General features: G+C 65.6%; 18 protein-coding genes. 10 read left to right on the plus strand and 8 right to left on the minus strand.

The genetic code is table 11. From position 1 onward, the window contains the following. The first annotated feature begins 133 nt into the window (after positions 1 to 133). Positions 134 to 448, plus strand: coding sequence for an arsenate reductase family protein (locus tag D6850_RS02525; RefSeq protein WP_121163483.1), 315 nt, complete (start codon positions 134 to 136; stop codon positions 446 to 448). On the opposite strand, the gene D6850_RS02530 is transcribed toward D6850_RS02525, so the two are convergent. The 5 genes from D6850_RS02530 to thrS all read right to left on the minus strand — a co-directional run bounded on the left by D6850_RS02530 (position 427) and on the right by thrS (position 5,238). Further along, on the minus strand, positions 427 to 1,002 hold the full coding sequence (locus tag D6850_RS02530) for a DoxX family protein (protein ID WP_121163484.1): 576 nt from the start codon (positions 1,000 to 1,002) through the stop codon (positions 427 to 429). The genes D6850_RS02525 and D6850_RS02530 overlap by 22 nt on opposite strands. Next, positions 995 to 1,762 (minus strand): HvfC/BufC N-terminal domain-containing protein, encoded by a 768-nt coding sequence (locus D6850_RS02535; protein ID WP_121163485.1) that lies wholly within the window; start codon positions 1,760 to 1,762, stop codon positions 995 to 997. Before D6850_RS02535 ends, D6850_RS02530 begins: the two co-directional genes overlap by 8 nt. Next, positions 1,759 to 2,628, minus strand: a complete 870-nt coding sequence (gene bufB, locus D6850_RS02540) for an MNIO family bufferin maturase (RefSeq protein WP_121163486.1) — start codon at positions 2,626 to 2,628, stop codon at positions 1,759 to 1,761. Before bufB ends, D6850_RS02535 begins: the two co-directional genes overlap by 4 nt. A gap of 59 nt (positions 2,629 to 2,687) precedes the next feature. After that, positions 2,688 to 2,993 carry a BufA1 family periplasmic bufferin-type metallophore gene (locus tag D6850_RS02545; protein ID WP_121163487.1) on the minus strand — a complete coding sequence of 102 codons (306 nt, stop codon included), beginning with the start codon at positions 2,991 to 2,993 and terminating at the stop codon, positions 2,688 to 2,690. Between the two features lie 292 nt (positions 2,994 to 3,285). Further along, the gene (thrS, locus tag D6850_RS02550) at positions 3,286 to 5,238 is read right to left on the minus strand and encodes a threonine--tRNA ligase (RefSeq protein WP_121163488.1); all 1,953 of its coding nucleotides are present in this window, start codon (positions 5,236 to 5,238) and stop codon (positions 3,286 to 3,288) included. A 163-nt stretch (positions 5,239 to 5,401) separates the two neighbouring features. On the opposite strand from thrS, the gene D6850_RS02555 reads away from it, so the two are divergent. The 4 genes from D6850_RS02555 (at position 5,402) to D6850_RS02570 (ending at position 7,992) form a co-directional block, all read left to right on the plus strand. After that, a complete protein-coding gene (locus tag D6850_RS02555; protein WP_121163489.1) occupies positions 5,402 to 6,157 on the plus strand; it encodes an alpha/beta hydrolase in 756 nt (251 codons plus the stop codon). After that, on the plus strand, positions 6,158 to 6,589 hold the full coding sequence (locus D6850_RS02560; protein ID WP_121163490.1) for a VOC family protein: 432 nt from the start codon (positions 6,158 to 6,160) through the stop codon (positions 6,587 to 6,589). A gap of 14 nt (positions 6,590 to 6,603) precedes the next feature. Then, positions 6,604 to 7,218, plus strand: coding sequence for a hypothetical protein (locus D6850_RS02565; RefSeq protein WP_121163491.1), 615 nt, complete (start codon positions 6,604 to 6,606; stop codon positions 7,216 to 7,218). 63 nt (positions 7,219 to 7,281) lie between these two features. Then, a complete protein-coding gene (locus tag D6850_RS02570) occupies positions 7,282 to 7,992 on the plus strand; it encodes an alpha/beta fold hydrolase (RefSeq protein WP_121163492.1) in 711 nt (236 codons plus the stop codon). 19 nt (positions 7,993 to 8,011) lie between these two features. Here the strand turns inward: D6850_RS02570 and phaZ are convergent, their stop codons facing one another. Beyond that, on the minus strand, positions 8,012 to 9,328 hold the full coding sequence (phaZ, locus tag D6850_RS02575) for a polyhydroxyalkanoate depolymerase (protein ID WP_121163493.1): 1,317 nt from the start codon (positions 9,326 to 9,328) through the stop codon (positions 8,012 to 8,014). Positions 9,329 to 9,432: 104 nt separating this feature from the next. On the opposite strand from phaZ, the gene D6850_RS02580 reads away from it, so the two are divergent. The 4 genes from D6850_RS02580 to D6850_RS02595 all read left to right on the plus strand — a co-directional run bounded on the left by D6850_RS02580 (position 9,433) and on the right by D6850_RS02595 (position 13,511). After that, entirely contained in the window at positions 9,433 to 11,241 is a 1,809-nt protein-coding gene (locus D6850_RS02580) for a PHA/PHB synthase family protein (protein WP_121163494.1), read from the plus strand. A 129-nt stretch (positions 11,242 to 11,370) separates the two neighbouring features. After that, positions 11,371 to 11,814: a phasin, PhaP gene (locus D6850_RS02585; RefSeq protein ID WP_121163495.1), complete on the plus strand. Its 444-nt coding sequence runs from the start codon at positions 11,371 to 11,373 to the stop codon at positions 11,812 to 11,814. A 143-nt stretch (positions 11,815 to 11,957) separates the two neighbouring features. Next, on the plus strand, positions 11,958 to 12,530 hold the full coding sequence (phaR, locus tag D6850_RS02590; protein ID WP_121163496.1) for a polyhydroxyalkanoate synthesis repressor PhaR: 573 nt from the start codon (positions 11,958 to 11,960) through the stop codon (positions 12,528 to 12,530). Positions 12,531 to 12,545: 15 nt separating this feature from the next. Further along, positions 12,546 to 13,511, plus strand: coding sequence for a LysR family transcriptional regulator (locus D6850_RS02595; RefSeq protein ID WP_121163497.1), 966 nt, complete (start codon positions 12,546 to 12,548; stop codon positions 13,509 to 13,511). Positions 13,512 to 13,633: 122 nt separating this feature from the next. Here D6850_RS02595 and D6850_RS02600 read toward each other — a convergent pair whose 3' ends face one another. Continuing rightward, positions 13,634 to 14,539: an aminotransferase class IV gene (locus D6850_RS02600; RefSeq protein WP_121163498.1), complete on the minus strand. Its 906-nt coding sequence runs from the start codon at positions 14,537 to 14,539 to the stop codon at positions 13,634 to 13,636. Between the two features lie 53 nt (positions 14,540 to 14,592). After that, positions 14,593 to 15,810: a DegT/DnrJ/EryC1/StrS family aminotransferase gene (locus D6850_RS02605; RefSeq protein WP_121163499.1), complete on the minus strand. Its 1,218-nt coding sequence runs from the start codon at positions 15,808 to 15,810 to the stop codon at positions 14,593 to 14,595. A gap of 206 nt (positions 15,811 to 16,016) precedes the next feature. Here D6850_RS02605 and D6850_RS02610 point away from each other — a divergent pair, with 206 nt between their 5' ends. Beyond that, complete coding sequence (locus D6850_RS02610; protein WP_121163500.1) at positions 16,017 to 17,306, plus strand: 4-aminobutyrate--2-oxoglutarate transaminase; 1,290 nt, start codon at positions 16,017 to 16,019, stop codon at positions 17,304 to 17,306. Positions 17,307 to 17,313: the final 7 nt, after the last annotated feature.

Genomic DNA, 17,313 nt, shown 5'->3' on the forward strand with positions numbered 1-17,313 from the left:
CGCAAGCATTGCGCCCATGAAGATTCCCCCGCTGCGCCATTGATGATTGCACGCGTTGTGTAAAAATCAAGTGAAACGGCATGGCCGTCACGAATCGCGGCTGGGCGCCGACGGGAACGGGAAAGGCGAAGACATGAAGCTCTATGGTCTGAAAACCTGTGATACATGCCGCAAGGCATTGAAACACTTTCCGAATGCGGAATTCAAGGATGTCCGCGCCGATGGTCTGCCCGAAGCGGTGCTGAACGCGGCCCACGAGGCGTTCGGCGCGGCGCTGCTCAATACGCGCTCCGCAACATGGCGCGGGCTGGACGAGGAAGAGCGCGCCGGCGACCCGGTCGAGTTGATCGCGCGCCACCCGGCGCTGATGAAACGGCCGCTGATCGAGGCGCAGGGCAAGCTCTACCTTGGTTGGACGCCCGAGGTTCAGGCGGCGCTGGCCGGGTAGGCGCGCCGCGCGGTCAGCGCCCGGTCGAGCGACAGCGGCCCCGCGCCGCGAATCACCAGGACGGCGAGGGCGAAGATCCAGAACGCGCGCTGGTCCATCAGCAGTCCGTCGGAATAGCCGTCGAACCATGCGTCCCGCGCGGTCCGCCCGATTTCGACGCCGTGGGCGAAGATATCCGTCAGGGTCTGCACGATCACGAACCCGATCATGCCAAGTGCCGCGAGCCGGGTCATCAGCCCGAGCACGATCAGCACGGGCAGCAGGATCTCCGCCCAGCCGCCCGCGACGGCGAGAACCCATTGCGGCGCGCTCATCTCGGCGACGTCGTAAAGTGCTGCGTCGGCGGCGCGCGGAAAGATCTGCGCGAACGCGCTGTCCGTCGGTCTGAGCAGGCCGGCAAGCCCCTGGTCGAAGGCGATCTTGGAAAGGCCGGATTGCGAGAAATAAACCAGCAACACACCGGCGAAGACCAGCCGGGCAAGGATCGGGATCAACCAGCTGAGCCGCTCCAAGGCTGCGCAGAAAGCGTCGTATGTCGCAAGAATTCTAGGCATGTCCGTCCCCCGGAAGGTCGGCGGAAACGATCGCGTTCCCGGCCAGAAGCAGTGCGAGAACCTCGCCGAGATCGAAATCGGGCGCGTCCCTGGCCGCCTGTTCCGCTGCGGTTCCGAGCGTGGCGCCCTGTTGGAGTGCTGCAATGAAACCCGCGCCGCCCGGCGGCAATACCTGCGGGGCGGGATCGAACTCGGGCCGGGTTATGAGCACGTCCTGCGCCACCGGCGCGGGTTTCGGCGCATTCTCCACGGTGTTGTAGCTCCAGATATCGTGAATCGGCCAATGCGAGCGGACGACGCGCAGCGCGGGCGCAAGGCCGAGGCGCAGATCGTCCACCCGCTCGGGCGGGACGGCTGACAGGCTCTCGGGCAGAATCGGGAGCGCGTCGGCGGCGTGGTAGGACTGGCGGATCGCCAGTTCCAATGCCGCCACGTCGGCAAGGTAGCGCAGATGCGCGAGCGGCTCGAACCCGGCGAGGAAGGCGGGAAATCCGTCGCCGTAGCGGGACAGGATGGGCGATGCGGGCGGCGATTGGCGCAGGAAAACGCCGCAGACAGCTGAAAACCTGTCTTCGCCGATCAGCTTGCGAATGACCGGAAAGCCGGTTTCCAGAACCTCAGTCAGCCCGACCGCGACATTGTTGCGATAGACGTCGAACCGTTTTCCCGCAGCGTGGCCGCGCCCGTCCGAGAGGCCCGCAGGAGAAGGGCGCGCCGGGTCGAGCACCGCCGCGCGGAATATACCCTGGCCCGCGCTCACGCGGCGGCCCTCTTGACCGCGCGGGCCAGCGCGCGCCCGGCGCGGGCGGCCTCGGCCTCGAGCGTGGGCCAGGGCGGGATATCGTCGTCGCGCTCGATCAGGACGGGGCAGGCGCCAAGCCGGGCGAAGGTCTCGTCCAGCAGGGTCCAGACCGGCTCCGTGATGGCGTGATCGTGGCTGTCGATCAGGAGCGGCGCGCCGTGTTCGTCCGCGTCCTCGTGATGACCGCCGAGATGCAGTTCGCCGACGCGGGCAAGCGGGAACGCGTCGAGATAGGCCAGCGCGCTCATGCCGAGATTGGTGGCCGAGACGAAGACGTTGTTCACGTCAAGCAGCAGGCCGCAACCGGTCCGGCGCGCCAGTTCGCCAAGGAATTCGGGCTCGCTCATCGTGCTCTCGTCGAAGACGAGGTAGCTTGACGGGTTTTCCAGCAGCATGGGGCGACCGAGCGCCTCCTGCGTCTCGTCGATATGATCGGCGACGCAGGCGAGCGTGGCGGCGGTGTAGGGCAGCGGCAGCAGGTCGTTGAGATAGGCGCCCTCATGGCTGGACCAGGCGAGATGTTCAGAGAAGCTCGCCGGGGTCAGCCAGTCGCAGAGATGTTTCAGCCGGGTGAGGTGATCCGGGTCGAGTCGCCCCTCACCGCCGATGCCAAGGCCGATGCCATGCACGGAAACGGGGTGGCGTTCGGCCAGGTGGCGCAGTTGCGCGATGGGACGGCCGCCGTCGCCCATGTAGTTCTCCGCGTGGATCTCGAACCACGCGACGCCGCCGGGATCCCGCATGATGTCGGCGAAATGCTGGGGCTTGTAGCCGACGCCGGGGGCGGCGGGCAGGGTTGTCAGGCGAACGGACGGGTCGGGCATGACGGCCTCGCGGTCTGAGGGCAGGCGCGTGTGCGCGCCCGCCCGGAGTTGTGGCCGGCTCAGGCCGGCAGGTCGCGGTCCAGCGGCTCGGGCGAGCCGCGCCGCTCGGTCCCGTCGGCCATTTCCGGCAGGTCGATCTCGGTGCAGGTTCCCTCGTCTACCAGCGTCCAGGCGTTGCCCTGGTAGTCGACCTTGGAAGTGCCCTTGCAGGTCGTCCCTTCGCCCGCGGCGCAATCGTTTTCACCGGCAAGCGCAACGCCAAAGCACTTTTCCTTCGCTCCCGCCGCCTGCGCGGTGGTGGCCTGCGCGGCGAGCGCGGCGGTCACGGCGCCGGCGATGGCGACGGTTTTCATCATGTTAGACATCAGTTTCTCCCTTGTCTTGTTTCCGCTTTGGTTGACGGGCTGGGCGCAAACACCGGTCGCCCGTCGCGTTAGGGCGTTTCGCCCCCGCCGGAAATGTCAGGGCAGGGATGCAACGCTTGGGAGAAGCTTACGTTGGGGTAAGGTCTTCGCGCCAATCACGAGCCTGTCAGACACGCAGGCGTCATGACGCGTCAGGACCGCCTTGGACGCAAGTGCCTGATTTCAAAGAAACGGGCCGGTTGGCCACCATGACGCCGGCCCGCAAATGCGCGAAAATTCGTCCTGAGCGGAGTTAATGTTTCAGCCGATCGGGGGGCGTCGCGTCGCGAGCGAGATCGTTTGTTACATCCCCGAGCGCCTCCACTTTGGTGCGTTTCTCGCCCAACCGGCGGACCGAAACGGTGCCGTCCTCTACCTCGCGCAGACCGCAGGCGAGGATCACCGGCACCTTGCCGACCGAATGTTCGCGCACCTTGTAATTGATCTTCTCGTTGCGTGTGTCGGCCTCCGCGCGCACGCCCGCCGCGCGCAATTTCGCGACCACCTCGTTCACGTAGTCATCCGCCTCGGACACGATCGACGCCACCACCACCTGCCGCGGCGCGAGCCAGAAGGGCAGTTTGCCGGCGTGTTCCTCGATCAGGATGCCGATGAACCGCTCGAAGCTGCCAAGCGTGGCGCGGTGCAGCATGTAGGGGCGCTGCTTGGATCCGTCGGGCGCGATATAGGTCGCGCCAAGGCGTTCGGGCAGGTTGGGGTCGACCTGGAAGGTGCCGCACTGCCACGTCCGCCCGATCGCATCGGTCAGGTAAAAGTCGAGCTTGGGGCCGTAGAACGCGCCGTCGCCCGGCTCCAGCGTGAAGTCGCGGCCCGTGGCCTTGATCGCGCCTTCGAGCGCGCCCTCGACATGGTCCCAGCTTTCGTCGCTGCCGACGCGTTTTTCCGGGCGGGTGGCGAACTTGATCTCGAAATCCGCGAACCCGAGATCGGCGTAGATGCCGGCGGTGAAGTTGATGAACCGCGCGCATTCCGCCTCGATCTGATCCTCGGTGCAGAAGATATGCGCGTCGTCCTGCGTAAAGCCGCGCACCCGCATGATCCCGTGCAATGCGCCCGAGGGTTCATAGCGCGTGCAGGCGCCAAATTCAGCCAGCCGCAAGGGCAGGTCGCGATAGCTCTTCAGCCCCTGGTTGAAGACCTGCACATGGCAGGGGCAATTCATCGGCTTCAGCGCGTTCACCGCTTTTTCCCTGGCGTGCTCTTCTTCGACCTCGACGATGAACATGTGCTCCTGGTATTTCTCCCAGTGGCCCGACGCCTCCCACAGCTTGCGGTCGACGACCTGCGGCGTGTTGATCTCCTGGTAGCCGCCGGCGCGCTGCTTGCGGCGCATGTAGTCCTGCAATTCGGTGTAGATCGTCCAGCCATTGGGATGCCAGAAGACCTGGCCGGGCGCCTCCTCCTGCATGTGGAAGAGATCCATCTCGCGGCCGAGTTTGCGGTGGTCGCGCTTGGCGGCCTCCTCGAGCATGTTGAGATGCGCGCGCAGTTTTTCCTTGCTGGTGAAGGCGACGCCGTAGATGCGTTGCAGCATGGCGCGGTCCGAATCACCACGCCAGTAGGCGCCCGCGACGCTCATCAGCTTGAACGCGTCCGCCGGCAACTGCCCGGTGTTCTGCAGATGCGGCCCCCGGCAGAGGTCCTGCCAGTGCCCGTGCCAATACATGCGCAGCGGTTCGTCGCCGGGGATCGCCTCGATCAGCTCGACCTTGAAGGGCTCGTCGTTTTCCTCGTAATGGCGGATCGCGCGATCACGCTCCCACACCTCTGTGCGGACGGGATCGCGCAGGTTGATGATCTCGCGCATCTTTTTTTCGATCAGGCCGAGATCTTCGGGCGTGAACGGCTCTTCGCGGTCGAAATCATAGTACCAGCCGTTCTCGATCACCGGGCCGATGGTGACCTTCACATCGGGCCAGATCTCCTGCACGGCGCGCGCCATCACATGGGCGAGGTCGTGGCGGATCAGTTCGTTCGCGGCGGCCTCGTCCTGCATGGTGTTGATGGCGATGGCGGCGTCGTCAACGATGGGCCATTGCAGGTCCCAGTGCCGGCCGTCCACATCGGCGGAAATCGCCTTCTTGCCGAGCGACTTCGAGATGTCGGCGGCGACCTCGGCGGGTGTCACGCCGGCGGCGTATTCGCGCGTATTGCCATCGGGAAAGGTGAGGGAAATCTGGGCCATGGGTGGCGCTCCTCGTCGGTTTGGCGCCTACGGGTGCGCCCGGTTGCGATTGATGGCCTTCCTATGGCGGCGCCGGGCGGGGCTGTCAAGCGGACGGGGCGCACTTGCAAGCCGCGGCGCGGTGAGGTGTAACCAAGCGACGACGGCAGAACAGGGTGAGCGGATGGCTGATCATTTCACGACCGACCGGGGCAGGCAGATCGCCTACTTGCGGCTCGAGGGCGAGGGGCCGGGCGTGGTCTTTCTCGGCGGACTCAGATCGGACATGACGGGCACGAAGGCGCTCTTTCTCGAGGATTGGGCGCGCCGCGCGGGCCGCGCCTTTCTGCGGTTCGATTATTCCGGGCACGGGGCGTCTTCGGGGGAGTTCACCGAAGGGTGCATCGGCGACTGGGCCGAGGACGCCGCGGCGGCGATCAATACGCTGACGCAGGGGCCGCAAATCCTCGTCGGGTCCTCCATGGGGGGCTGGATCGCGCTCTTGATGGCGCGCAGGATGCCGGAGCGGATCGCGGGGATGGTCACTGTCGCTGCCGCGCCGGATTTCACCGAGGACAGCATGTGGGCGGGCATGAACGAGATCGAGCGCGCCAAGCTCAAGCGCGAGGGGCGCATCCTGCGGCCGAGCGAGTATGATGAGCCCTATGTCATCACCAACCGGCTGATCGAGGACGGCCGCGACCGGCTGGTGCTGCGCGATCCGTTGAACCTTCCCTTTCCGGTTCGATTTCTGCAAGGGACCGCGGACATGGATGTGGATAAATCCGTCGCCCTGCGGCTTCTGGACCATGCGACGGGGCCAGACATGCGGCTTACGCTGGTGGACGGGGCCGACCACCGGTTCTCGGACGCGGATTGCCTGGCGCTGATCGCGGCGTCGGTGGAAGAAGCTATCTGGCGCAGCGAAAGGAATGGTTGAATGGAGCAGCGCATCTCGTTGGTAACGCTTGGCGTTCGAGATGTCGCCGAGTCGACGAAGTTCTATGAAGCGATGGGCTGGACGCGGGTGGACAGCCCGGACGGGATCGTGGTCTTCGATCTTCTCGGCCAGGCGCTCGGCCTTTATCCGCGCGCCGATCTGGCGCGGGACATGGGGCTGGAGGAAGGCGAGCTTGGCGTCGGAGCCTCTACCTTGGGCTATAATGTGCGTGAAAAAGGTGAGGTAGCCCAAGAGCTTGACCGGGCCCGGAATGCCGGCGCGCGTATCCTGAAGAATGCGCATGACGTGTTCTGGGGCGGACATATCGGGTATTTCGCCGATCCCGACGGTCATGTCTGGGAAGTGGCGCACAACCCGTTCGCGCCGCTACGCGATGCGGACGGCGCGTTCCGCTGGAACGGCTACGGGTGAGACGCCCGCGCAGCATGTGGAGCCTTGAGGCGCTGGGACGCGTGCGCCTTGGCCGGCATTTCTACATGCGCGATTTCCTCCATTCCGAGATCGGCAATTTCCATCGCATCCAGAACATCCCGGAACATCCCGATATCGCGATCGAAAACGGGCGCGCGCTGTGCGAGAACCTGCTCGACCCGTTGCAGGAAACCTTCGGGCGGATCGCGATCCGCTCGGGCTATCGTAGCCCCGAACTCAACCGGTTCGGCAATGAGCATGGTCTCAACTGCGCGCGCAACGACGCCAATCACGGGCATCACATCTGGGACCGCGGCGGCGAGGCCGAGCGCGGCGCCGGCGCGTCGCTGGTCATTCCGTGGTTCGCGGATCGCTATGCGCAGGGGCGCGACTGGCGCGACCTTGCGTGGTGGATCCACGATCACCTGCCCTATTCCGAGATGTGTTTCTTCCCCACCCTCTGCGCGATGAACCTCTGCTGGCGCGCCCATTCGAGGCGCAGGATCTCGAGCTATATCGCGCCGAAGGGCGTGCTTCTGACCGCCGGCGCGGATCCGTCCGAGCCGAAGCGGGAGCGGCAGGCGCGCTACGCCGACTTTCCGCCGTTCCGGGGCATTTCCTATCCGTGACAGGTTGACCGTCCAAGCGGCTGTGACATTGTGACCGCGAGGCGACAGGCGCGAGAGGCCAGGATGATTGAGCCATTGGTATTCCTGCCCGGCATGATGTGCGACGCGCGGGTGTTCGGCCCGCAACTGACCGCGTTCAGCCCGATGCGGGCGGTGACGGCGGCCCCGATCACCCAGGGCGACCGGGTCGAGGAGATCGCGTCGAACCTGCTTGACGTGCTGCCGCCCCGCTTCGCGCTGGCGGGGCTCGCACTGGGCGGAATCGTCGCGATGGAGGTGCTGCGCCGCGCGCCCGACCGGGTCAGCCGGATCGCGCTGATGAACGCCAATCCGCTGGCCGAGACGCCGCAATCTTCCGCCGATCTCGAACCGCTCATCATCAAGGCGCGCGCCGGCAACCTCGATCAACTGGCGCCTGGCGTCCTGCGGCCGGAATGGCTGGCGCCGGGACCGGGCCGCGCGGAGGTGATGGCGCTGGTGCGGGACATGGCCGGGCATCTTGGCGCGCCCGCGATCGTGCGGCAGTTGCGCGCCATGCAGCGGCGGCGCGATTACCAGGCGATCCTGCGCCGTTGCAAGACGCCTGCGCTGGTGCTGTGCGGCGACCATGACGGGCTGACCCCGATCAAGCGGAACAAGTTCATGGCCGATCTTATTCCCTATGCCGAACTGGCGGTGATCGAGGGCGCCGGCCACCTGCCGACGCTGGAACGCCCGGAGGAGACCACGCAAGCCCTGATGGAATGGATCAAACAGCCGCTGGTCCTGCAGTAGCCAGGACCGCGCCGCGCCTTCAGACCGGCGTGGCCTTGCTTTGCGGCGCGCGGTTGGGGGCGTTGCGGTTCGCCGGTTTCGTGCTGGGCGGCGCTTTGCGCCCGGTCCCGTCGTGGGCGTCGATGAAGTCGAGCACGAGGGGCCGGATATTGTTGCGCCAGCTTCGGCCGGCGAAGATGCCGTAATGGCCGGCCTCGGGTTCCAGGTGGCTGGCTTTCTTTTCGTCCGGCAGTCCGGTGCACAGATCGAGCGCGGCGACGCATTGGCCGGGCGCGGAAATGTCGTCCTTGCCGCCCTCGACCGTCATCACGGCGACGTTGGTGATCTTGCCCATGTCGACCTTGCGGCCCTGCACGGTGAATTCGTTCCGGGCGATCTCCAACCCCTTGAAGATGCGTTCGACCGTCGAGAGGTAGAATTCCGCTGTCATGTCCATGACCGCGAGATATTCGTCATAGAACCGGTTGTGGCGGTCGTGGTCGCTGTCGTTGCCCATGGCGACGTTGGCGATCTGATCGCTGAACGCCTGGGCGTGCTTTTCGCCGTTCATCGAGATGAACGACGCCAACTGCATCAGGCCCGGATAGACCATGCGTCCGACGCCCGGATACTTGAAGCCGACGCGCTGCACCATCGTCTGCTCGAGCAGGCCCATCGTCATGCGGCGGCCGAAATCCGTAACCTCGGTCGGGGCGGCGTCCGGGTCCACCGGCCCCCCGATCAGGGTAAGCGAGCGCGGCTGCGCCTCGGGCTCGTCCTCGGCCAGAAGGGCGGTAGCGGCAAGGGCGAGCGGCACCGGCTGGCAGACGGCGATGACATGGGTGTCCGGCCCCAGCGCGCGCATGAATTCAGCAAGGTAGAGCGTGTAATCCTCGACGTCGAACTTGCCTTCGCTGACGGGGATGTCGCGGGCGTTGTGCCAATCGGTGATGAACACCTCGCAATTCACAAGCAGGCTCTTGACGGTTGAGCGCAGCAGCGTGGCGTAATGTCCGGACATCGGCGCGATCAGCAGCACGCGCCGCTTCATCGGCTTGCGCCCCGGCACGGCGAACTGGATCAGGTTGCCGAACGGCTTTTCGACGATGGTTTCTATGCCGACCAGGTGATCCTTGCCATCCTCGCAGGTATAGGTGCGAATGCCCCAGTCGGGTTTCGTCACCATTCGGGCGAAAGTCCGCTCGGTCACCTCGCCCCAGGCGGCCAGCATCTGGAAGGCGGGGTTTGGCGTCATGCTGAATATCGGATAGGATGCAAAGGACAGGGCGGTCGCCCCGAGCCATTGGTTCGCGTTACGGAGGGTTTCCATCATATCGTATGTGGCCATGTAGCGCATGATCGTCTCCTTTGGGCATGAGCGCCCGGTTCGCGTGTCGCCCGGCCCCTCCCGACATGGCGATGCAATGCTGCGTAGCAGAAACTTAAGGCGGAAATATTAAGATGGCAACGCAAGAGGACGAAAATAGCGAGAGTCTCGCCCGGATGAACGCGAATCTCGAGCGGGTCGAAGAACTGTCGCAGCGCCTGATACAGGCGCTTTCCGCGCGCAATCCCGCGAACCCGTCGCTCAGCGGGCCGGGGCAGGATCTCTTTGCCAAGGCGGCGATGTCCTACTGGACCGAAGCGCTGGAAAACCCCGGCAGGCTTTACGAGAACCAGCTGGAATTCTGGGGGAAATCCGTGCGCCACTTCATAGAGGCGCAGCAGATGATGCTCAAGGGAGCGGAGGCTGAGGAGGCCGTCGCCCCGGAATCGCGCAAGGACAAGCGGTTCACCAACCCGCTATGGGACGCCAACCCCTATTTCCGCTATATCAGGCAGCAATATGAACTGAATGCGAAGGCCATCGAGCAGGCGGTCGCGGAGATCGACGACCTCGACCCCAAGGAAAAGCGGCGGCTGGCCTATTTCTCGCAGCAGATCATCGACATGATGTCACCGACGAATTTCCTCGGCACCAACCCGGACGCGCTCGAACGGGCGGTCGAAACCGAGGGCGAGTCGCTGGTGCGCGGGCTCGAGAACCTCGTCGCCGATCTCGAGGCGAACGAGGGCGAACTGGTGGTGCGCCTGGCCGATGAAAAAGCCTTCAGGCTGGGCGAGAACATCGCGACCGCCCCCGGCGAGGTGGTCTATCGCAACGACCTGATGGAGCTGATCCAGTATGCGCCCGCCACCGAGGAGGTCCACACCACCCCGCTGGTCATCTTTCCGCCCTGGATCAATAAGTTCTACATCCTCGACCTTAAAGAGCAGAACAGCCTGATCCGGTGGATCACCGAACAGGGCTATACCCTGTTCGTCGCCTCCTGGGTCAATCCTGATGCATCCTATGCCGATATCGGGATGGACGACTACGTCGATCGGGGCTTTCTCACCGCCATCCGCGAGGCGCGCGCGATCACCGGGGTCAAACAGGTCAACACCGTGGGCTATTGCATTGCCGGAACCACGCTGCACATGACGCTCGCCCTGATGGCGAAACGCGGTGACGCGTCGGTGAAATCCGCCACCTTTTTCACCGCGCTCACCGATTTCTCGGAGCAGGGGGAATTCACCCCGTTCCTGCAGGACGATTTCATCGACGGGATCGAGGAAGAGGTGAAGGCGCAGGGCGTGCTGCGCTCTTTCATCCTGGGGCGGACCATGTCGTTTCTGCGCTCGAACGACCTGATCTACCAGCCGGCCATCCGCAGCTACATGATGGGCGACTCTCCGCCTGCCTTCGATCTGCTCTACTGGAACGGCGACGGGTCGAACCTGCCGGGGCGGATGGCGGTGGAGTATCTGCGCAACCTGTGCCAGCGCAACGCCTTCGTGACGGATGGCGTCGACGTGCTGGGCGAAAGGGTGCACATCTCGGACGTGAAGGTTCCGCTGATGTCGGTGACCTGCCAGACCGATCACATCGCGCCGTGGAAGGACTGCTACCGCGGGTTCCAAATGACCGGCAGCAAGGACCGCACCTTCATCGTCTCCGAGTCGGGTCATATCGCGGGGATCGTCAACCCGCCAAGCAAGAAGAAATACGGCCACTTCACCAATGACGATCTGGATGGACCCGCCGACGCCTGGCTGGCGGGCGCAAAGCGCCACGACGGAAGCTGGTGGCCCCGCTGGGAGGCCTGGCTGCGCAAGCGCTCCGGCAAGAAGACCAAGGCGCGCGAACCCGGTGATTCGGACCATCCGCCGCTCGTTCCGGCCCCCGGGACCTATGTCCGGCGCAAGGCCGGTGGCGGTATTGGCTAGACATATCAGGGTTTTGGAAATTCTTTTGCTGCAGCGCAGAAAAGCCTTGAAATGCTGCGGCGCAGCATGCATATTCCTTGCAGACGCAGAAAGCGGGATCCTCCCGCCAGCGAAAGAAAGGAATTTGAGATGGCCAAGCAACAAGACTTCACCACCGCGATGAAAGACTTCATGGGCGCATTCCCCGTCGACACCAAGGCGATGGAAGACGCATTCAAGAACCAGGCCGCCCTCAGCGAGAAACTGTCGGGCGTCGCCCTCGACGCCGCCGAGAAATCGGCCGAGATCTCCAGCAAATGGACCAAGTCCACGCTGGCGAAAATGTCGGAAATGTCGAAAGCCAAGGCAGAGCCGGCGGACTACGCCAAGGCGATGACCGATTTCGCATCGGCCAACGCCGAAGTCGCCGCCGAGAACATGGCAGCCTTCGCCGAAGTCGCCAAGAAAGTGCAGATGGAAACCGTCGAACTGATGATGTCCGCAGGCCGCGACATTCAGGCTGACGCGACCAACGCCGTCAAGAAAGCCACCGACGACATGACCGCCGCAGCCAAGAAGGCCGGCGCGAAGTAAACCGTGAGGTCCCGCGCCGCGCTCCTCCCGGCGCTGGCGACGGATACGTGAAGGGCGGGCCGCGCAGGCGGCTCGCCCTTTCTTTTTGCCGCGGTCGCGTCTAAGCTATGCTGCACCGCGCAAAAACCGGGAGGGATCCTGACTTGGCCGACACCGACAAACCCCTGCTGATCAAGCGGTACGCCAGTCGCAGGCTCTACAACACCGAGACCTCGGATTACGTCACGCTCGACGATATCTCGCAGTTCATCCGCGACGGGCGCGAAGTGCAGATCATCGACCTGAAATCGGGCGACGACCTCACCCGGCAATATCTGCTCCAGATCATCGCTGAACACGAAAGCCGGGGCGAGAACGTGCTGCCGATCAACGTACTCAACGATCTCGTGCGCAGCTACACCACCCAGGCCACCAGCGTCGTGCCCGAGTTCCTCGCCGCCAGCTTCGAAATGCTGCGCGACGGGCAATCCAAGGTGCTCGAGAACATGACGCGCGCCAGCCCGCTGGGCTCCATGCCCGGGATGGAGGCGATGCGCGCCCAGCAGGAGGCGTTCTTCAAGGCGATGACCGGCGGGCTCGGCGGCGCCGGGATGACCGGCGCCCCAAAGCCGACCGAGCGGGGCGCGAGCGGCAGGGACAGCGACGACGACAACCTCGACGAGATCAAGGAACAGCTGGCCGAGCTTCAACGCAAGTTGTCGAAGCTCGGCAAGTAGGCGGCGCGCGCGCCGATGGTCGAGAGCCCGGGCCGCATCACCCTCTGGGGGATTGAGGTGTTCATGGCCGCCGCCGACGAACGCTCGATCTCCGCGGCCGCCCGCCGGCTCGGGGCGAGCCCCTCCACCGTCAGCCAGCAACTCACCAACCTCGAAAGCGCGGTCGGCGCGACATTGCTCGACCGTAACGCGCGCCCCGTGCGCCTCACCCGCGCGGGCGAGATCATGCACCGCCGCGCGCAGGCCATCCTGAACGAGGCCGCGCAGGCGCGCGCCGAACTGGCGATGTCGGATCTGTCGATGCTCACCCGCTTCCGCCTCGGCATGATCGAGGATTTCGAGGCCGACGTGACGCCGCAACTGCTGACCCACATGGCGGATCGGTTGAAAAGCTGCCAGTTCCTGCTGGAAACCGGCGCGAGCCACACGCTGCACGACCTGCTGGACGCGCGCGCGCTCGACGTGATCGTCGCGGCCGAGATCGGCGGCGGCGCCGACTGGACCGAGGTGCACCCCCTAATGCGCGAGGGCTTTGTCGTGGCCGCGCCCCGTGGCGCGGTCGACCCCCGAAAAGACGTGCTGCGCCAACTGCGCCGCCTGCCGCTGGTGCAATACACCCAGCGGCACTACATGGGCCGGCTCATCTCCTCGCATCTCTCTGGCCAGAATCTGACGCTGCCGCATCGGTTCGAACTTGACAGCTACCACGCCATACTCGCGCTTGTCGGGCAGGGCAGCGGCTGGACGATCCTCACGCCGCTTGCGCTGATGCGCGCGCGTCGCTTTGCCGACCAGATCGACGTGCTGCCGCTGCCCTTCGCCCCGCTCAGCCGGACCATCAGCCTGACCGCGCGCCGGGGCATCCTCGGCGACATGCCCGCTGAGGTGGCCGAAACGCTCAAGCCCATCCTGCAAGACAGCATCGTCAGCCCGGTGACCGAGCGTCACCCGTTCCTCGCCGGCGCGGTCAAGGTTCTCTGACCCGCCCCGCGCTTTACCTCGTGAAAATACCCATTCATTACTGCGACGGACCGCCGGGATTCGCTCCGCCTGCCACGGGGCGCCGGTCAACCAATCAGCGCGCCGCCAGGCGCTCAACCGGGTCAGGCGCCGTAATTGATTTCCGTGCGGAACCGCGGCTCCGCCAGCCGTTCGAAATACCGCGCGCGCAGCTGCGACGCCACCGGCCCCGCCGAGCCGTTGGAAAACCGCCGCTCCCCGATCTGCGCCACCGGCACGATCCCGCCGCCAGAGGTGGACAGGAACACCTCGTCCGCCTCCAGCAGTTCGGCCAGCGGCAGCGCGCGCCGCTCGACCTGCAATCCCGCTTCCTCGCACATTTCCAGCGCGTTCCGCCGGGTGATCCCGTGCAGCACGCCCGCCTCCGGCGTCACCACGCGCTCGCCCGTCAGCGCGAAGACGTTGAAGCCCGGCCCCTCGGTCACGTTGCCCGCGCCGTCGGGAAGCAGCACCGTGTCGAAGCCCGCATCCTTCGCCGCGAACAACCCTTGGGTGAAGTCGCCCCAATGGTAGTTCTTGACGCGCGGATCCACGCTTTCGGGCGGAATGCGGCGGTGCGTCTCGTCCAGCCAGACCCGCGCGCCATTCGCCGCGATCTCGGGGGTGACGACGTGGATATATGGCACGCACCAGGCGTAGAAATGATTGGCGCAGTCGCGCGGGTCGCGGCTGTCGGGGATGGCGGGCACGCCGCGCGCGGCGACCATCGCGACATAAGCGTTTCGCAGGTCCGAGCGCGCGACCATCGCGTGCAGCGCCTCCATGATGTCGGCGCGGTTCATGCCGATCTCCATCCGCCATGCCGCAAGCGAGGCTTCGAACCGGTCGAGGTAATCGCCAAGGCGAAAGAACGCCCCCTCCCAGACTGGCACCACGTCATAGGTCGCGTCCGAATGGGTCACCGCCCAGTCGGTCACGCCGATCGTCGCCTCTTCGATCGGTTTGATGTCACCGCGAATCCACGCAGCCCCCTTGCTGAAATCCGCCATGCCGCGCCCTCCTCGGCGCGACTGTGCCGCGCGCCGGGGCATGCCGCAAGTGGTCAGGTGCCGTAGCGCGCCGCCGGGCCGGTGACATCGGCCACCGCGCCGAGGATGGCCGAGGCGATCGCGTCCAGCTCCGCGCGCGTCAGCCGGGCGGGCAGGCGGGCGTCGCAGGCGGTCATCAGCATGGCGCGGGTCTTGGGCAGGTCCGGAATCTCTGGCAGGAACCGCCAGTTCCAGAAGGCGCGCGCGTTGTCCTGCGACAGCCCGAAGACCTGCACCTTGACGCCCCGCCCCGCGGCCGCATCGACAAAGGCGCGCGCCGCGTCCTCGTCCAAGCCCACGAGGTTGAACTGGATCGAATCCGGCGCGCGTTCCTCGGGGTCGAGGGGGGGCGGCACGCGCAGCCAGGGACTCGCATTCAAAAGCGCCGCCACGTAGTCATGATTCGCCCGCCCGTCGCGCACCCGGCGGGGCGCCTCGGGCAGTTGCGCGCGGATAATCGCCGCGCCCAGGTTGCCGAGCCGCAGGTTGTAGAGCGGCAGCCGGTTCTGCCAGCGCGCGAAGGCGGCGGCGAGGGCCGGGTCATCGCCGGCCATGTGCTTGGCCCAGTTGTGTTCGTAGGCGCCTGACATGATGACGGCGCGCGCGACGAGCTCCGCGTCATCCGAGATCATGATCCCGCCTTCGCCCGCGTTCACCAGCTTGTAGGACTGGAACGAGAAGCACCCGACGCGCCCCAGCGTGCCGATGTTGCGCCCGCGCCAGCGGGTGCCCAGCGAATGCGCCGCATCCTCTATCACCGGCACGCCGTGCGCCTCCGCCAGCGCCATGATCGCATCCATGTCCGAGGTATGCCCGCGCATGTGGCTGATGATGACCGCTTGAACGCCGGCGAGCCGGGCCTCGAAATCCTCCAGGTCGATGCGGTAGTTATCCCCGACCTCGCACAGCACCGGCACGCAGTCGGCATGCACGATGGCCGAAGGCACCGCCGCGAAGGTGAATGCCGGGATCAGCACCTTTGCGCCGCGCGGCAGGTCCAGCGCCTTCAGTGACAGGAATAGCGCGGCCGAGCAACTCGACACCGCGAGCGCGTAGCGGCTCCCGAGCATCGCGGCGAACTCGCGCTCGAGCAGCGCCACGGGCGAATCGGACGGCGCGGTGTAGCGGAACAAATCGCCCGATAACAGCAGCGCGTCGATCGCCGCGCGCGCGGCCTCGGGGATGGGTTCGGCGTCAAAGGTGTTGGGGGGTAGGGGGGTGCTGTCCGGCATGATTTAAGATTTCCCGAAACTTCATTTCGGATTTTCTTAAACTACGCGTGCGAGGAACCAAAGGGAAAATTGTCGTCGCGACGTTTCGCGGTGGACCATTGCAGAGCCCGATAATCGCCCTTTTGCCCCCTTGCGAAACGTCCTAATGTCCGCGGATCGCAAACGCGGGCGGCGTGGGGCCGCCCGAGCATCTGAAAGGACGCGACATGTTGAACGCAGACATCGCAAAGCGCCGCGAGGCTGCCATCAGCCAGGGCGTGGGCATGCAGACGCAGGTCTATGTCGACAAGGCCCTGAACTCCGAAGTCTGGGACGTTGAGGGCAACCGGTACATCGATTTCGCCGCCGGCATCGCGGTGGTGAACACCGGGCACTGCCACCCCAAGGTGATGGCCGCAGTCGCCGATCAGGCCGCGCGCTTTACCCACACCTGCCACCAGGTGCTGCCCTATGAGAATTACATTCGCCTCGGCGAGCGCCTGAACGAGAAGGTGCCGGGCGATTTCGACAAGAAGACCGTCTTCGTCACGACCGGCGCCGAGGCCGTGGAAAACGCGATCAAGGTCGCGCGCATCGCCACCGGCCGCCCGGCGATCATCGCGTTCGGCGGCGCGTTCCACGGCCGCACCTTCATGGGGATGTCGCTGACCGGCAAGGTCGCCCCCTACAAGAAGGGCTTCGGCGCGATGATGCCCGACGTCTATCACGTGCCCTTCCCGGTGGAGCTGCACGGCACGAGCGTCGATGAGGCGATGGAAGGGCTGACCAAGCTGTTCAAGACCGATCTCGATCCCGATCGCGTCGCCGCGATCATCATCGAGCCGGTGCAGGGCGAGGGCGGCTTCTACCCGGCGCCCAAGGAACTGATGGTCCAGCTGCGCAAGCTCTGCGACGACCACGGGATCGTCATGATCGCCGATGAGGTGCAGACAGGATTCGCGCGCACCGGCAACCTCTTCGCGATGGAGGGCTACGGCGTGGCCGCCGACATCACGACGATGGCCAAGGGGCTGGCCGGCGGCCTGCCGCTGGCGGCGCTCACCGGCCGGGCCGAGCTCATGGATGCGGCACACCCCGGCGGCCTGGGCGGCACCTATGGCGGCAACCCGCTGGGCATCGCGGCGGCCAACGCCGTGCTCGACGTGATCGAAGAGGAAGACCTCTGCGCACGCGCCAACGAATTGGGCTCGCGGCTGAAACAGCGGCTCGAATCGATCCGCGCGAACACGCCCGAGATGGTCGACGTGCGCGGCCCCGGCTTCATGATCGCGGCCGAGTTGAACACCGCCGACGGCAAGGCGCCGAACCCGGACATGGCCAACGCCATCCGCGCCGAGGCGCTGAAGCGGGGGCTGATCCTGCTGACCTGCGGGGTTTACGGGAACGTCATCCGTTTCCTGGCGCCGATCACGGTGCAGGACGAGGTATTCGCCGAGGGGCTCGATATCCTCGAGGACTCGATCGCCGCGGTACGCAAGCAGGCGAAAGCCGCCTGATCCAAAG

Origin of the sequence: Roseovarius spongiae (assembly GCF_003651245.1) — a bacterium.
In the GTDB taxonomy this organism is placed as follows: Bacteria; Pseudomonadota; Alphaproteobacteria; order Rhodobacterales; family Rhodobacteraceae; genus Roseovarius; species Roseovarius spongiae.

Bases quoted from the DNA above. Each gene is read 5' to 3' on its own strand.
- D6850_RS02525 (WP_121163483.1), top strand. From the start codon at position 134: ATGAAGCTCTATGGTCTGAAAACCTGTGATACATGCCGCAAGGCATTG.
- D6850_RS02530 (WP_121163484.1), bottom strand. From the start codon at position 1,002: ATGCCTAGAATTCTTGCGACATACGACGCTTTCTGCGCAGCCTTGGAG.
- bufB (WP_121163486.1), bottom strand. From the start codon at position 2,628: ATGCCCGACCCGTCCGTTCGCCTGACAACCCTGCCCGCCGCCCCCGGC.
- D6850_RS02545 (WP_121163487.1), bottom strand. From the start codon at position 2,993: ATGTCTAACATGATGAAAACCGTCGCCATCGCCGGCGCCGTGACCGCC.
- thrS (WP_121163488.1), bottom strand. From the start codon at position 5,238: ATGGCCCAGATTTCCCTCACCTTTCCCGATGGCAATACGCGCGAATAC.
- D6850_RS02555 (WP_121163489.1), top strand. From the start codon at position 5,402: ATGGCTGATCATTTCACGACCGACCGGGGCAGGCAGATCGCCTACTTG.
- D6850_RS02560 (WP_121163490.1), top strand. From the start codon at position 6,158: ATGGAGCAGCGCATCTCGTTGGTAACGCTTGGCGTTCGAGATGTCGCC.
- D6850_RS02565 (WP_121163491.1), top strand. From the start codon at position 6,604: ATGTGGAGCCTTGAGGCGCTGGGACGCGTGCGCCTTGGCCGGCATTTC.
- D6850_RS02570 (WP_121163492.1), top strand. From the start codon at position 7,282: ATGATTGAGCCATTGGTATTCCTGCCCGGCATGATGTGCGACGCGCGG.
- phaZ (WP_121163493.1), bottom strand. From the start codon at position 9,328: ATGCGCTACATGGCCACATACGATATGATGGAAACCCTCCGTAACGCG.
- D6850_RS02580 (WP_121163494.1), top strand. From the start codon at position 9,433: ATGGCAACGCAAGAGGACGAAAATAGCGAGAGTCTCGCCCGGATGAAC.
- D6850_RS02585 (WP_121163495.1), top strand. From the start codon at position 11,371: ATGGCCAAGCAACAAGACTTCACCACCGCGATGAAAGACTTCATGGGC.
- D6850_RS02595 (WP_121163497.1), top strand. From the start codon at position 12,546: ATGGTCGAGAGCCCGGGCCGCATCACCCTCTGGGGGATTGAGGTGTTC.
- D6850_RS02600 (WP_121163498.1), bottom strand. From the start codon at position 14,539: ATGGCGGATTTCAGCAAGGGGGCTGCGTGGATTCGCGGTGACATCAAA.
- D6850_RS02605 (WP_121163499.1), bottom strand. From the start codon at position 15,810: ATGCCGGACAGCACCCCCCTACCCCCCAACACCTTTGACGCCGAACCC.
- D6850_RS02610 (WP_121163500.1), top strand. From the start codon at position 16,017: ATGTTGAACGCAGACATCGCAAAGCGCCGCGAGGCTGCCATCAGCCAG.